Here is a 14,332-nt window from a genome sequence, read left to right as displayed (position 1 = left end):
TGACTGATGAGGACCCACTGCAGCACTGAGGGCCTTCACGTGACGCCCGCGGCCTGCTGAGGCTTTGCAACTAGGTCACCTATGACGTCCATGTTATGATAGCTTGCGAACCCCAGCAGCTGGTCAAGGTCCTCGACGAGTTGCCTCTTGTAGGCGCTCATCACTATAAACTCTATCCTTGAGTCGTCGTCGCTCCTCCCCCTGAGCTCCTCAAGCCTTGCGTCAACGCTTCCTATCTCCTCAAGGACTTCAGCTATCTCCTCCTTAAGGAGCCTCTCCACGTGAACGTCCAGGCACTCCAACAGGGACACCAGGAGGTAGTAGGCATGGAGACCATTAACGCCAACAGGGGAAATAATACCTAAGAACAAAAGAAAAGAAGAAAGAAGAGGGTTATTATTCAGGCCTGATTTACTTGCCCTGCCCCTCAGGGTAGTAGCTTATGAGCTCGACCCTCGTGCCGTCAGGCTTATAGACGTAAATCTTACCTGGCTCCTCGTTCAGGGTCAGCTTATGATGGCCGTCGCAGTACGGCTTGTTCTGGGAGAGGCCGCAGGCGCATATGTGGAGTTCCTTTCCGTTATCTAACTTTATGATATAAGGATGGTTCCTCTCATGAAGCACTATCCTTGCCATTTCCGCTCACAGGCCATTGAAGAGCTTATTAGTTAAAAAGACTTTTTAATATAGAACTCATCTGAGTTGCTTTATCAACTTCCTATCCACTTGAAGCCGTAGGCCTCATAGGCAGCCTTAAGTTCATCCCTTGAGTTCACCAGGACCCTGTAGGCCCTCCTGGCGTCCTCGCTGGCGCCGCTCAGGAGCGCGAAGGCCAGCCGCCCCCTGAGCTCAGGCTGCGGCACCACGTAGTTGAGGCCCCAGTACCTGGCCTCAGAGATCCACATGACGCCGGCGTCTATCACGTTGCCGTAGAGCAGGGGCGGTATCTCCCTGTGGTGAACCCTAGTTATGAAGGAGCGGGACGCCAGCGACTCATACCCTCCGCAGGACCTCTGTATGGCGTCCCTTACCTGGGCGCCTATGCCCTCGGTCACAGGGTTTGGTATAGCAAGCCTTGGGATCTCCCTGATGTCGCACCATGAGCTGACGTTAGGCCTTGACCCCCTGTAGGCCAGCACTATAGTGTCCTCGACGTACTCATACCTTTCCTCAAGCTGTAGGCCCTCCAGAAGCGCTGGCGGCAGGGAAACCACCTGGGGCCTGGCCGAGAAGGTAAGTGTCCCCACCTTAAGCGGCGCCCCGAGGGCCCTCTGCCTCACTATTCCAGGAGGTATGGTCTCTATGTAGGCCCTTATGCCGCTCCTCAGGAGGATCTCAACGATCTTGTCGACTAGGAACCACTGGTTGCCAGCGAAGGACATGGGAACGCCATCGGTATAGCCATGTATGTCAGAGAGCGAGTCATAGGGAGGCAGCGTGAGCTCCACGGCCTCCATGGTCGGTCACAGGCGCCTCAGCGGCCCCCTTTCGCAAAAGGGCTTTCGTTTATACTCGGACTACACAATTTCAATAGCTATCTCTTCAGGCGCGTCATTGCTTAAAACCCACGCCCTTAGGCCGCTCCTCGAGGCTATTATCCATGGAAGCGGCCAGAGCCTCATGCCCTCGGCGTCCTTATCGCTTGGCACAGGGAGGCCGCCGGGATGCGTGTGGTAAAGCGCTACGACCTCCACTCCTAGGTTCTCTGCTACTGCATAGCCGGCAACTATGTCGAGCGGGTTGGCCATGAACTCAGTCGGCGACCTCAGCACGTTCTCGGCCGGCTCCAGCGCGAGCACCCTGTTGCCTATCCCAAGGCATAGCCCCGTCTCCTCGCTCCTCCCCATGGAGAGCATCCTGAGGTGCTCCGCGAGGCCCCTGCCGATAACTAGGCTCCTCAATCAGCTCAGCCTCACAAGCTTAGCCGCCATGGAGGTCGTCTCAAGCAAAGCCATGTACGGTCCCCCAAGGAATGAAGCCAGCGGGCCTGGGTTCAGTATCAGCACCCCCCTCTCATAGGTGAGCTCCTGCTGGTGGGTGTGCCCATAGAGGACCCCGCTGTACCTGCCCGACTCAGCAAGAGCGTGGGCAAGCTCAACGGTGCTATCAGCAGGCCCCTGGCCGTGCATTACGAGGATCCTCCTTCCATCTATGTCCAGGACCCTTGGCCACCTCCCTATCCTGCCTCCAAGCGACCTGGCAACCTCGCTTAACATCTCAAACTCGCCGTCGTTGTTGCCAAAAACGGCCTCCACCCTCGCCCCAGATTGACCGAGCTCCCTGAGCGTGAACGGCGATATTATGTCGCCCAGGTGTATGATAAGCTTTACCCCAAGGGACTTCACCTTAGCGGCCGCCAGCCTCATAGAGGCCACATCGTCATGCGAGTCACTTATGACGGCCATTAACAAGGCGTTACCCCCTCTGGCGTGGTTGGGGGAACTTATTTTCCTTAGCACTCACGGGAGCCTGACGGGCGCGAGCGTCAGGAGGCTTATTATGAGGAGCAAGGTTGCCATCTCAACCCCAGCTGATATAGCGTAGCCTAGCCTGCCCGCGGCCCTTGACAGCACCTCCCTGAGCATCTGCCCCCCGTCGCTCTCCACGCCGAAGCCTGGGAGCGGGAAGGCGAAGGGGGCGGCGTTGATGAGCGCTAGGCCCATGTTAACAACGTAGAATGACGTGAGGAGCTCCACGAGCCAGTTGAGCCTGAAGCTCTGGACAACCTCTATGCCTATGTGGTCCACCCCGGCAGGCTTGACGACTGTCACGGCCTTTTCAAGTCCGTTGTATATCACGGTCAGGGTGACGTTGGCAGGCGCCGCGCCCTCAGCGCCGGCCTTTATCAGTTCCTGGAGCCCCTGGGTGACGGTCCTCACGGGCGCGCCGTTTATTGCTATGATTTTCATGCCGGGCAGCAGGCCAGCGACGTAAGCTGGGCTGTTCGCCTCCACGGACACTATGGTTATGCCGGAGGCCAGCGACGGTATAAGTAATGACATGATGTAGGCGAAGAGGAAGCCCAGGGCAACGTTGGAGGCCACGCCGGCCGCGTATATCATTACCTTTGACCTTAGCGGGGCAGCCTTGAGGGACCCCTCGTCTGGCTCCACAAAGGCCGCGGGCACGAAGGCCATTAGCAGCAGGCCGGCCCCCTTCACGGGCACGCCAGCGGCCCTTGAGACAATGGCGTGGGAGAACTCGTGAACTAGGACAGCCACGCCAACGGCTATCAGTATGAACATGAACTCATAGAGGCCTACCGTGACCCCCGGTATGAGGGGCACGAAGCCCTCGGCGCTCGCCTGCGGGGCCCTGACGAGGTACCTCTCAAGGAACAGGGAGCCGCTGACAAAGTAGAAGTAGCCCATGGCAAAAGCCGTCGCCGCCAGGCCCGCAACGCCGTAAACTTTTACAAGCTTTGACTCAAGCCCCGGCCTCAGGGGGCTCCTGGAGTATCTCAGCCTGTAAATCAGGATAAAGGGGTAAACCGTGAGGCCTTCGACCTTTCGGTTCCTCAGGCTAACGTATAGCAGGAGCCAGGCCACAACAAACAGGGCCGCCGCCAGGACCGCAGTGGCTCCATTCATTTCCAGCTCCTCAGGTACTCCTGCTGCTCCGGCGTGAGTTCATCTATATTTATGCCCATGGTTCTTAGCTTCAGCCTGGCCACCTCCTGGTCCTGCTCAAGGGGCACGTCATAAACCTTGGGCTGCAGCCTCCCCCTGTTGTTTATGTGATATAGAACCGAGAGGGCCTGGTTAGCGAAGCTCATGTCCATGACCTCGCTTGGGTGTCCCTCAGCCGCGACCAGGTTGACGAGCCTTCCCTCTGCCAGGAGGTAGAGCCTCCTGCCGTCGGGCAGCACGTACTCCACGGTGTTCGGCCTTATCTCCCTCTTGGACTTTGCTATGGACTCCAGGTCCGTCACGCTCACCTCAACGTTAAAGTGGCCGGCGTTAGCAAGTATCGCCCCGTCCTTCATCTTGAGCATGTGCTCCTTCCTTATGACGTCCTTGTCCCCCGTGGCCGTTATGAATATGTCGCCCAGGGGCGCGGCCTCGTCCATGCTCATCACGTCAAAGCCGTCCATAACCGCCTCAAGGGCCCTTATCGGGTCAACCTCGGTGACTATAACCCTGGCCCCCATGCCTCTGGCCCTTATTGCTATGCCCCTTCCGACCCAGCCGTAGCCGGCTACCACAAGCCTCTTGCCCGCGAGGAGCACGTTAGTGGCCCTGAGCACGCCGTCCAGCGCGCTCTGGCCGGTGCCGTACCTGTTGTCGAAGAGGTACTTGGTCAGCGCGTTGTTAACTGCTATGACGGGGTAGAGGAGCCTCCCGCTGGCCTCCAGGGCCTTGAGCCTTATGACCCCTGTTGTAGTCTCCTCGTTGCCCCCAATGACGTTCTTAGCCACGCTGGGCATCTCCTCGTGGAGGGTCACATGGAGGTCAGCGCCGTCATCTACCACTACGTCAGGGGAGGACCTGGCGGCCTCCCTTATGGCCTCAAAGTACTCCTGCTCGTTCATGCCCCTCCAGGCCCTCACCGCTATGCCTTCATCGGCCAGGGCCGCGGCCACGTCGTCCTGCGTTGAGAGGGGGTTGCTTGGCACCAGGGATACCTCGGCGCCCCACGCCTTCAGGGTCCTTATGAGCACGGCCGTCTCCTTGGTGACGTGAAGGGCCGCTGAGATCCTGTAGCCCCTCAGGGGCTTCTTGTCCTGGTACCTGCGCCTGAGCTCCATAAGGACGGGCATGTGGGCCTCGGCCCACTCTATCTTAAGCCTGCCCTCGCCGGCGAGCGAGGGGTCCTTGACCTTGACCTCCACTTGGCTTCCCCGGCCTAGGGAGGGGCCGCTAAAAATAAGCTCAGATGTGGGCCTCAGGCCCTGGTAATGAAGGGCTCCCTGCCTGCGTAGGTCGCCATCGGGCCCAGGGAGTCCTCTATCTCAAGGAGTCTGTTGTACTTGGCCAGCCTCTCGCTCCTGGCCGGGGCGCCGGTCTTTATCACGCCGGCGCCGACCGCAACTGCGAGGTCAGCTATGAACGGGTCCTCGGTGTCCCCGCTCCTGTGGCTTATGACGGGCCTTATGCCGGCGTTCCTGGCGACCCTTATGTAGTCCAGGGTCTCCGTGAGGGTGCCCACCTGGTTTACTTTGACCAGGGCCCCGTTGGTCGCCCTGGCCTTGATGCCCTCCTGCAGGTACTTGACGTTAGTAGCGTAGAGGTCATCGCCAACTATGAGGACCCTGGAGCCGAGCTTTGCAGTTATCTCAGAGAAGTGCTGCAGGTCCTCCTCGTGGAAGGGGTCCTCGAGGTAGGCTATGCTGAACTCGTCGACAAGCTGAACGTAGAGGTCGAGGAGCGAGCCAGGGTCGTACAGCTTTCCGTCAACCCTGTAGGCCTTCTTCTCAGGGTCGTAGAACTCTGAGGAGGCCGCGTCAATGCCCAGGAAGAAGTCAGAGCCCAGCTCGTACCCTGCGGCCTTTATGGCCGCCCTCAGGGCCTCGAGGGGCTCCCTGACCTCGTTCATAGGCGGCGCGTAGCCCCCCTCGTCGCCCACATTAGTTGACGTCTTGCCATACTTGTCGCTTAGGTAGCTCTTGAGGGACTTGTAGACCTCAACGGCCATCCTCATGGCTTCAGTGAACGTGGGGGCGCCTGCAGGTATTATTATGAACTCCTGGAAGGCTAGGTTGTTGCCCGCGTGCACTCCCCCGTTTATGACGTTCATGAGGGGGGTCGGCAGCACCTTAGCTCCTGGCCCTCCAAGGTACTCGTAGAGCTCAACCCCTGAGGAGGCCGCGGCCGCCTTAGCTACCGCTATGCTGGTCGCGGTGGTGACGTTACCTCCGAGCCTTGACTTGTTAGGGGTGCCGTCTATCTCTATCAGGACCCCGTCTATAAGCGACTGCTTCCTTGAGTCGAGGCCTATGAGCCTGGGGGCGACTATGGTGTTAACGTTTGACAGCGCCTGGTTAACTCCCATGCCGCCCCAGCCCCTGCCGCCGTCCCTCTTCTCTATGGCCTCCTTGCTGCTCTTGCTAGCCCCGCTGGGCGCTATGCCTACGCCTACCCCAGCCTTCGTCTTAGCTATTACCTTAACCGTGGGGTTTCCCCTCGAGTCGAGGGCTAGGACGCCGTGCACCGAGGATATAATGAAGTCCTCGTCGCTGGCCACTCAGCTCACCGCGTGGCCAGTGAGGGCCCTAGGTAAAAAGCGATGGGCTCCGCCTACGCCGCCACAGGCCTTGACCGAGGCCTCTTATTAAGCTGCAGACGCAAGGCACCCTATTAGGTATTTTAACGCTAAGGGTCAGGAGGCCAGTGGGCGGAAGCTTGCCAAGGAAGTCCAAGGGTAAGTCAGGGGACCCGTTCACGTGCCCCGTGTGCGGCGTCAGAGTCACGGACCCAGAGAGGACTTGGACGCTGGTGTCGCCAATACCTGACAGGGAGGGAAGGGTGACGATAACAGTTATGGGCGCCTTCAGGTGCCCCAACGGCCACACCTGGAAGGCCGTGATAAAGAAGTTCAAGAGCGGCGAGGAGGAGGGGGCCGGGGTCCCGCAGACCACTGAAAAGGAGGAGGGAGAGACCATAACGCTCGACCTAAGCGACATACAGAACTTTAACGACGAGCCGCCCGAGGAAGAGGGCTAGGCCTTGGCGGCCCTCGTGGTCCTGGTGACGGCGCCCAAGGGCGACGGCACCAGGATAGCCAAGGAGCTGCTGGACGGCAAGGTAGCGGCCTGCGTTAACGTGATACCTGGGGTCCACAGCTCCTACTGGTGGGAGGGCAAGGTAGAGGAGGCTGAGGAGGACCTGCTTATAATAAAGACCACGGAGGAGGCCTACGACAGGCTTGAGGAGCTCATAAGGAGGGTCCACCCGTATAAGGTGCCTGAGGTCCTGGCGCTCAGGGTTGAGAGGGGGCTTCCGGAGTACCTCTCCTGGCTTGAAGGCTCAGTTTCGCCCAGGGGTCAGCAGGCTAAGGCTTGACCCAATGTTCCCCCTCGCTTTTAACCGTCAAAGTGTGATATTACCTTGAGGCAAGTTGTCCAGGAGGAGCTCAGAGCTATTAGAATACGTTATAGTTGAACATGTGGCCAAAATAGCCAGCGGCCTTGAGAGCCCCGAGAGCGCCGAGCTCGGAATCCTTTCAGGCCACTACGCCGAGGCTGTAAAGCTTGTCGGCATGAGGCTGAGGAGCCTTAAGGATGGGGTTCTCACCTGCGCCCTCTGCAATGAGAGGAGGGGATCCTTCACTCCTCGGGGCTACTACCTTCACCTTCTTCGCTCTCATCACCCTGAGATCCTTGATCTTGTGAGACAGGAGGCCTCAAGGATAGCAGGAGCCTCGCGAGCCTCGGGGCCCTTACAATCCTGATCCCGTCCTCCAGCTGGAGCACGACGTACTCAACGTCGTCCTCTGCCTTGAGCGGCCCGTCGAATATGTAGGTGTCTGGCGGGGCGTCGTACCACTCCAGCGAGCTCAGGGAGAACTTTGCCATGCCCTCTGTTTGAACTGAGGAGAGGGAGCCTAGCCTTATAACCGCGAGCTTCAGGAGCCTCCTGGGCAGGGCGCTCAGCTGCCTGGTTCCCGCTCTGTCCCTGACCCCCTCGCCAATGACGTACTTGGTCTCGGGCGTCTCACCAACGATTATGACGAAGTCCCCCTTCCTGTTCCTCATTAACTTGTCGGCCTCAGTAAGCATCGAGTCCAGGACGTTGCCGCTGACCTCTATTGTGTCATCGGCGACTGGGTTCATCACCTCAAGCTCCACTGGGCCTATTGTCAGCGTCCTCCTTTTGAACCACCTAACTTGCAGCTTTGCCAATAGGCTCCCCCTCTAGTTGTCCTCTCCAAAGCGTATTTAATACGTAGTAGCGGGTTCTCTTATAGATTAAATACTTCAGATGTCCCTATCTGTATCTCAAATCCTTATAATTTCTGACAGTACAAGTTAACTTTGGTGCCTGAAAATTGTCGAATGAGCCTCCGACGCTGGGGCTCAAGCAGGAGATGTTTTTAATACAGGGAGAGAGCGCCTTCAGCTACCTCCCGATTATAAGGGAGCTTGAGTCCAAGGGAATTAAGGTTATCAGCTTTGGCATAGGGCAGCCTGACTTTCCGACGCCCAAGCACATAAGGGAGGCGGCCAAGGACGCCCTTGACCAGGGCTTCACGGGCTACACGGAGACGGCCGGCATACCGGAGCTGAGGGAGGCCATAGCCGACTACCTCAACAGCAGGTATAAGTCCGACGTCAAGCCAAACGAGATAATAGTTACCACGGGCACCAAGACCGCCCTCTTCATGGCAGGGGCGGCCTACCTGAGGCCCGGGGACGAAGCGTTAATAATAGAGCCCAGCTACTACGCTTATGCCCAGGTCACGAAGTTCTTCGGCGCTAGGCCAAGGTTTGTGAGCATGGACTTCGAGCCGGGCAAGGGGTTCAGCCTCGACATAGGGAAAGTTGAGGAGGCCATAACTGACAGGACCAGGTTGCTCTTCCTCAACAACCCCAACAACCCGACTGGCGTGGTAATAGGCCCCAGGCAGGTAGAGGAGCTAATGGAGGTGGCGGCGAAGAAGAACGTTATAGTGGTCGCTGATGAGATCTATGATAACTTCATATATGAGGGGGAGTTCGGCAGCACAATAAGTCACTCGGGCTGGAGGGACAACCTCCTCTACATAAACGGCTTCTCCAAGACCTTCTCGATGACTGGCTGGAGGCTGGGCTACCTCGTTGCAAGGCGCGAGGTCATAAGCAGGATGCTTGACTTGGCAGTTTCAATATACAGCTGTGCAACCAGCATAGCTCAGAAGGCCGGCGTGGCCGCGCTCAGGGGCGACTGGACGCCCGTGAGGAACATGATAGACGAGTTCAGGAAGAGGAGGGACGCGCTCTACAACCTGCTGAAGGAGGTCCCTGGCTTCGAGTCCTACAAGCCGCAGGGCGCCTTCTACATGTTCCCGAGGGTCTCGCAGCTCATGAAGGCCCTAGGGCTTGACAGCGTGGACAAGCTGGTCAACAGGCTTCTTTACGAGAAGGGAGTCCTAGTGCTGCCCGGCACCACGTTCCCTGACAGGCTGGGCAGGGACTTCGTGAGGTTCAGCTTCGCCACGTCCATGGATAACATAGTTGAAGGCGTCAAGAGGATAGCCGAGTTCGCCGCGGAGGCCATGAGGAGGTAACCGCGCCGCCATCTGTAACCTCTAAGTCAATCCCTTCTTTTGGACACGGCAGCTACATGCTAATGCTAATAACCCTCCAGGACTACCGTCAACGTACAGGTGCGATGTTGCATAGACGAGGAAGGGCCGCAGTCGTAGGCGGCGGCCTCTCAGGCCTCTGGATATCTTATGAACTTGTTCGAAGAGGCTATGACGTGACCCTCTATGAGGCGAACTCCGTCGGCTATGGGGCCTCATCAAGGGCCGCGGGCATAATATCGTTACAGCTTCCTAGGTCATTACTTGGATATGCCATAGAGGGCGTGAAGGCTTATGCAGAGCTCGGAGTGGAGAGGATGACAAAAACCTTATGGATACCAAGGCCTGAGGAACTTCACTGCATTAAGGACGTAATCTCCACCCTGAGGCTCGAGGGCATAGACGCTGACGTGCTGAGGCTCGAGGAGTTAAGAGGGCTAAACCTGAAGCTCGCTGGCGACGACGATTTGCCCGTTTCCATTATGGTGCAGGGGGTAGTAAGTCCGGGCGACGCCCTAGGTCACCTGACCAAGGCTTTGGCCGACGCGAGCTTCACCTTGAAGGAGGGTCCCGTAATCCGAAAAGGTGACAGGCTCTTCTATAATGGCCTTGAAGTGGAGGCGGACCTGAAGTTCATAGCGGCGGGGCCCTGGACGCCAGAGCTCGTCGGCTTAAGGGACAACTTCACTATATACAGGTGCTCTGCCCACAGCGTGCGGGGTCAGACGCCTAACGTGATAGTTGAAGACGACATAAATGGCTTCTATGTGGTGCCTGAGGCTGAGGGCCAGGCCATAGTTGGGGGTGGGGACTCCCAGCTGGTGAGGCCTGAGGATGGCTTCAGGCTATCCCAGGGCGAGGCGTATGAGGTGCTGGAGCTTGTGGCCGCCAGGCTGCCTGACGCCGAGAACTTCTACCCCGTCTCATCGTGGGCAGCGCCGTGCATATCAGCCTCAGACGGCATGCCTGTGGTCGGCGAGCTCAACGGCTATTATATACTCACTGGCCTCGACGGAGCCGGACTCACGCTTTCACCAGGCCTAGCAAGGCTAGTAGTGGACGTCGCCGAGGGAGTCAGCAAAGAGGACGGCAGGCTCTCGCCTAGAAGGCTCTTATATGGAAGGCTCAACGGCCCCAGGGAGCCCTTTGACAGGCTCTGCGAGTGCTAAGGTATCAGCGACACCTCATCACCTACGTTAACGTTAAGCTTCGAGGCAGCGCTGCCCTGGTTTATCGCGAGCTCCACGAACCCGAAGCTGTTTATGTAAGCTATGGCGTCCCCAGGCCTGACGTCAGCGAAGGTCCTGCCAGTGGTGAACAGGTGCTGGGTGCCCTTGACGTTTACCACTAGCCTGCCGCGCGGCAGCCTGTACTCCCTTGTCGTGAGCCCTAGGGCGACGTTGCCGAACTTGTCTATGTAGACCACCCTCGTGCGCGTGACGCCCTCTGAACGGAAGCTGTACCTGAGGCGAAGCGACACCAGGGAGCCAGCTGGTATAGGGGTGGCGAACTGGGACGGTGGGACCCCCTTGGCTATGAGGGCCGCCGCTGGAGCGAAGACGTCCCTGCCGTGGAACGTGTATGAGAGCGGCCAGGAGTTGAATGCCTTGACGCCGGCCAGCGAGCGGACCCTGGAGTAGTTTATTGCATAGGCCTCCCTTATGCCGTCCTCTGCGGCGGCCTCATAGGCCACTCCGTTGTCGGGTGCTACAAAGTAGTAGTTGTTGGTTCTTATGACTACTGCCCTCCTGCTGGTCCCAACTCCGGGGTCAACTACTATCATTATTACGGAGCCCGGCGGCAGCCACCTGTATGAGGAGTACGTTATGTAGCTCCCAGCGAGCACGGAGAAGTGCGGAACCTCGTTATCAATTCTTATCACGTTTATGGAGGGATCCACGTACTTTATGACGGATTCCACAATGCCGTCATAGACGGAATCCCCGAAGTCAGTTATTAGCCCTACAAACCCGGACAAGGTCCCCGCCTAGGAATTCTTCAGCGGCCAATTAACAATAAACGCGTTTTGTGGCCCAGCGGAGTCCTGAGCTTAATCAGGGAAAAGGGGAGAAAAAGAAGAATGATTAAAGGGGTCAGAGCTTTAGCCAAGCTTAGAGCCTAAGGTATCCAGCTATGACCGCTATTATAACTGCGACTATAACCAACGTAACGACTACCCAGACGCTGTAGTCGCTGGGCTGCGGTGTCTGATGGGTGGTCTCAGGCGCCGTGGTGTTCACGTTAGCTATGTGCACCGCGTTAACGTTGAACGTTACGTTGCCGAGCCCGAAGGTGCCGCTGGAGATCAGGAGCCCATACTTGCTGAAGGGCACTATGTAGGAGCCCAGCTGCGATGCGTTCAGCGGGGCGTAGATATAGACTGAGACTGGCGACGAGGGCCTGAAGTAGACGCCCTTAACTATTGCTATGTCAACGCCAGGGTACAACGTTACCTCAGCGCTCGCGTTGGCGGTGCCGTTGCTCACGACAACTATCACGTGGGACGCTATAGGCAGCGGCGCGCCGAGGCTGTCGTTTATGAACACGGTCACTCCCTTCAGCCCAGGCAGCGGTATGGCGCCGCTTGGAGTTATCTCAGAGAGCTGGGACTTGACGTAGTTTACTATGGCACTGTCATATATTATGGGCTGCACGGAGAACCACTGCGGCCCATAGTTGGGCGGCCCAGCCTGCCACGTCCAGTCGCTGCCCTCGCTGACGTAGAGGTAGTTCCACAGCGAATAGTACATGTAAAGCGGGTTGGCCTCAGTGTAGCCAGAGACGTTTACATAGGCGGGCATATGGGTCATGGCCTCGAAGGCCGCTGTGCTGGCGTTCGGCGCGTGGGCAAAGGAGAGCGGCACCAGGGGCGACGTGGGCATGCCGAGCACGTTTGAGAATGCCACCAGGTACTCCCTGGCCTCAGTCACATTCCTCCAGATGAGCACCTTGCCTATGTAGCCGTTGTTCCAGTTGTTGAGGCTGAGGGCCCAGCTCTCCTCCGGCAGGTTTGTCAGCACGGCTGACACGCCGTGGGTTGCTATGGCCTGGTCAACTGTCTGGGTGACAAGCCATCCCTGGCCCTCGGCGTTTGAGAGGGCCTGATATATGGCATAGAGGTCCTCGCCGGAGAGCGGCATCGGGTTGAATATTATCGGGTTCTCGCCGTCAAGGGCAACCACTACGACACCTCCTGGGTGCTCCATGTAGACCTTGGCCAGGTACTGGAGCAGCTCCTGCTCCGTCAGCTGCGGCGACTGGTGGAAGAAGAGGAACGCGAACTCGTTAGAGAGGTTAGTGTCCCTGAACAGCACGTAGATCCTCTGGCCCAGGGAGTTCTGAACTACGTAGACTCCGTAGGGGCCGTTGTTAAGGCTTCCTGACACGACCGTTAGGTCGGGCGCCATCTGAACGAAGGCCTGGTAGTCCAGCACGGTGGCGTTAATGCCCGTCTCATTGTAGAGCCAGACCAGGCCCATGTTGAAGGCCATCTCTGGGGTCCAGGCGCCGTTGGGCACGACACCGAAGACGTACTCGGTCATGTTCTTGCCCATGAGTATCTGTGCCAGCAGGTCGGAGGACCAGCCGTTATCATATTCTATTGCCATGAGCGGGTGGTAGAAGGGCACCGTGAGCACCTGGAGCCTGCCCTCCTTGACTAGCTTTCTGTAGAGGCTCAGCGTGTACTCGGTGGCGTTAATGTCATGGGTTACGTTGACGCCGGATGTCGTGAAGGTGGGGCTCGACTGGTGCAGGAAGGCCTCCCACTGGTAGAGGAGCACTGGCGTGAAGTCTATGGTTACGTTTAGGTTGGGGAACTCGTTGAGCAGCATCGCCTGCAGCTCGTAGGCTCCCACGAGCTGCCCGTTCCAGTCCATATCCTGGCCCGTGTGAATTTGAACCCACGGCTGGCCCCAGGTGCCGTTGGGCTCTATGTAGAGAGGCTGGTGCATGTTCCACACTATCACGACGCTTATGGGCTTCTTGCCGGTGGTGTTAAGCACGTAGAGCTGCGGCAGAGACGTGTTCTGCCACAGGCCTGAGGTGCCTACCAGGAAGTACACGTTATAGATGCCCTGCGGGTAGTTGATGGGGAAGCTGAACGTCAGGTTAGTTGTTCCCGACGGTATTGTAACTGTCGAGTTGAAGACTGCCTTAGTTCCCACGACAAGGGCCACGTCGTAGCTTGCGGCCGGGCCCTCGTTCTGCACTGTAACGTTGACCTTGGCCTGCTCCCCGACAAGGTAGACGTACTCGTTATAGTAGGCGGCAACGACGTGCACAGGGGTGTAGACGTCCTGTATTGCGAAGTTCGCGCTGGAGCTCACGTTGCTGTTGTGTATCCAGGCCCCAGTGGTGTTGTCATGATAGACCCACTGAACCCACTGGCCGGGCTCAAAGGGGCCTATCATCACGGTGTAGTTGCCCCAGAGAGGGTTGTAGTGCATGACGCTCACGTTATTTCCTGGCTTGCCAACCGTGTTGTACCAGGGCAGGCCCGTCTGCGGGCCGGTTGTGAGGCCCCACCACAGCAGCAGGGTATCCGGCGGCCTTCCTATGGTAGTTATAACTATGGAGCCGTTCGGCAGCACCCAGGCCCTGGTGAAGCCTATTATGTTAGCTGGCGGGTTAATTATGACGTTCCAGTTCCAGAACGGGTGGTTGTCGTAGTTTAGCCAGGTGCTCCCGTTCACGTTGAAGACGTAGCCTATCCACGTGCCATTCTTGAACGGCCCCACGGTGGCCTGGAAGGCCCCTATCGAGCTGTTGTAAGTCATTGGGGTCTCCATGTTCCCCGGGGTGCCGTTGACCGTACTCCACGGCCCCTGCGGGTACGGCTCTACGCCCCACCAGAGCAGCACCTTAGATGAGGGGGGCACTCCGTAGAGGTAAACGGTAAGGTAGCCAGTGGGCGTCACCGTGAAGTTAGAGTAAACTTCGTCACTTTGAGCCAGGGAGACGCGGGGTCCCAGCGACGTGAAGGGAGCTACTAGGGCGGCTACCACTAGGGCTAGCGTGAAAGCCGCAAGGACTTTCCTAAGGGCTTCCATAACTTACACCGCCGTAGTCGTAAGCTATCTTGTTTTTAACTTTTATGCTAATATGTATA

General features: G+C 58.0%; 15 protein-coding genes. 4 read left to right on the top strand and 11 right to left on the bottom strand.

The features are described 5' to 3' along the window. Positions 1-35: 35 nt before the first annotated feature. From ASAC_RS04200 to eno, 8 genes are all read right to left on the bottom strand, one after another. Positions 36-302 carry a hypothetical protein gene (locus ASAC_RS04200; RefSeq protein ID WP_148217140.1) on the bottom strand — a complete coding sequence of 89 codons (267 nt, stop codon included), beginning with the start codon at positions 300-302 and terminating at the stop codon, positions 36-38. A gap of 109 nt (positions 303-411) precedes the next feature. Further along, positions 412-636, bottom strand: coding sequence for a CDGSH iron-sulfur domain-containing protein (locus ASAC_RS04195; RefSeq protein WP_013266756.1), 225 nt, complete (start codon positions 634-636; stop codon positions 412-414). Positions 637-710: 74 nt separating this feature from the next. Continuing rightward, positions 711-1,457 (bottom strand): substrate-binding domain-containing protein, encoded by a 747-nt coding sequence (locus tag ASAC_RS04190; RefSeq protein WP_013266755.1) that lies wholly within the window; start codon positions 1,455-1,457, stop codon positions 711-713. A 60-nt stretch (positions 1,458-1,517) separates the two neighbouring features. Beyond that, complete coding sequence (locus tag ASAC_RS04185) at positions 1,518-1,901, bottom strand: M67 family metallopeptidase (protein WP_013266754.1); 384 nt, start codon at positions 1,899-1,901, stop codon at positions 1,518-1,520. Further along, the gene (locus ASAC_RS04180) at positions 1,902-2,405 is read right to left on the bottom strand and encodes a metallophosphoesterase (protein WP_158303790.1); all 504 of its coding nucleotides are present in this window, start codon (positions 2,403-2,405) and stop codon (positions 1,902-1,904) included. It abuts the gene before it with no gap. Positions 2,406-2,459: 54 nt separating this feature from the next. Beyond that, positions 2,460-3,590 carry a site-2 protease family protein gene (locus ASAC_RS04175; protein ID WP_013266752.1) on the bottom strand — a complete coding sequence of 377 codons (1,131 nt, stop codon included), beginning with the start codon at positions 3,588-3,590 and terminating at the stop codon, positions 2,460-2,462. Next, complete coding sequence (locus ASAC_RS04170; protein WP_013266751.1) at positions 3,587-4,831, bottom strand: adenosylhomocysteinase; 1,245 nt, start codon at positions 4,829-4,831, stop codon at positions 3,587-3,589. The genes ASAC_RS04175 and ASAC_RS04170 overlap by 4 nt, the downstream gene beginning before the upstream one ends. Before the next feature lie 53 nt (positions 4,832-4,884). Further along, complete coding sequence (gene eno, locus ASAC_RS04165) at positions 4,885-6,183, bottom strand: phosphopyruvate hydratase (protein WP_013266750.1); 1,299 nt, start codon at positions 6,181-6,183, stop codon at positions 4,885-4,887. 158 nt (positions 6,184-6,341) lie between these two features. Between eno and ASAC_RS04160 the strand changes: the two genes are divergently transcribed. Together ASAC_RS04160 and cutA are read left to right on the top strand one after the other, a co-directional pair. After that, complete coding sequence (locus ASAC_RS04160; RefSeq protein WP_013266749.1) at positions 6,342-6,662, top strand: hypothetical protein; 321 nt, start codon at positions 6,342-6,344, stop codon at positions 6,660-6,662. 3 nt (positions 6,663-6,665) lie between these two features. Next, a complete protein-coding gene (gene cutA, locus ASAC_RS04155; RefSeq protein ID WP_013266748.1) occupies positions 6,666-7,001 on the top strand; it encodes a divalent-cation tolerance protein CutA in 336 nt (111 codons plus the stop codon). A 263-nt stretch (positions 7,002-7,264) separates the two neighbouring features. On the opposite strand, the gene ASAC_RS04150 is transcribed toward cutA, so the two are convergent. Then, a complete protein-coding gene (locus ASAC_RS04150; RefSeq protein WP_013266747.1) occupies positions 7,265-7,840 on the bottom strand; it encodes a hypothetical protein in 576 nt (191 codons plus the stop codon). Positions 7,841-7,986: 146 nt separating this feature from the next. Here ASAC_RS04150 and ASAC_RS04145 point away from each other — a divergent pair, with 146 nt between their 5' ends. Together ASAC_RS04145 and ASAC_RS04140 are read left to right on the top strand one after the other, a co-directional pair. Further along, positions 7,987-9,204 (top strand): pyridoxal phosphate-dependent aminotransferase, encoded by a 1,218-nt coding sequence (locus ASAC_RS04145; protein ID WP_013266746.1) that lies wholly within the window; start codon positions 7,987-7,989, stop codon positions 9,202-9,204. Between the two features lie 107 nt (positions 9,205-9,311). Continuing rightward, complete coding sequence (locus ASAC_RS04140) at positions 9,312-10,391, top strand: NAD(P)/FAD-dependent oxidoreductase (RefSeq protein WP_158303789.1); 1,080 nt, start codon at positions 9,312-9,314, stop codon at positions 10,389-10,391. Here ASAC_RS04140 and ASAC_RS04135 read toward each other — a convergent pair. Both ASAC_RS04135 and ASAC_RS04130 read right to left on the bottom strand, forming a co-directional pair. Continuing rightward, the gene (locus ASAC_RS04135; RefSeq protein ID WP_013266744.1) at positions 10,388-11,200 is read right to left on the bottom strand and encodes an SAM hydrolase/SAM-dependent halogenase family protein; all 813 of its coding nucleotides are present in this window, start codon (positions 11,198-11,200) and stop codon (positions 10,388-10,390) included. The genes ASAC_RS04140 and ASAC_RS04135 overlap by 4 nt on opposite strands. Before the next feature lie 133 nt (positions 11,201-11,333). After that, positions 11,334-14,273 carry an alpha-amylase gene (locus ASAC_RS04130; RefSeq protein WP_013266743.1) on the bottom strand — a complete coding sequence of 980 codons (2,940 nt, stop codon included), beginning with the start codon at positions 14,271-14,273 and terminating at the stop codon, positions 11,334-11,336. Positions 14,274-14,332 lie beyond the last annotated feature (59 nt).

The sequence above is a fragment of the Acidilobus saccharovorans 345-15 genome (assembly GCF_000144915.1).
Lineage (GTDB): Archaea > Thermoproteota > Thermoprotei_A > Sulfolobales > Acidilobaceae > Acidilobus > Acidilobus saccharovorans.
Note: the sequence above shows the minus strand (reverse complement) of the source record. Positions and strands in the feature narration are given on the sequence as shown.

What these genes read in the sequence shown, in the direction of transcription:
- ASAC_RS04130 (WP_013266743.1), bottom strand. Translation starts at nt 14,273, where the DNA reads ATGGAAGCCCTTAGGAAAGTCCTTGCGGCTTTCACGCTAGCCCTAGTG.
- ASAC_RS04175 (WP_013266752.1), bottom strand. Translation starts at nt 3,590, where the DNA reads ATGAATGGAGCCACTGCGGTCCTGGCGGCGGCCCTGTTTGTTGTGGCC.
- ASAC_RS04190 (WP_013266755.1), bottom strand. Translation starts at nt 1,457, where the DNA reads ATGGAGGCCGTGGAGCTCACGCTGCCTCCCTATGACTCGCTCTCTGAC.
- ASAC_RS04180 (WP_158303790.1), bottom strand. Translation starts at nt 2,405, where the DNA reads ATGGCCGTCATAAGTGACTCGCATGACGATGTGGCCTCTATGAGGCTG.
- ASAC_RS04195 (WP_013266756.1), bottom strand. Translation starts at nt 636, where the DNA reads ATGGCAAGGATAGTGCTTCATGAGAGGAACCATCCTTATATCATAAAG.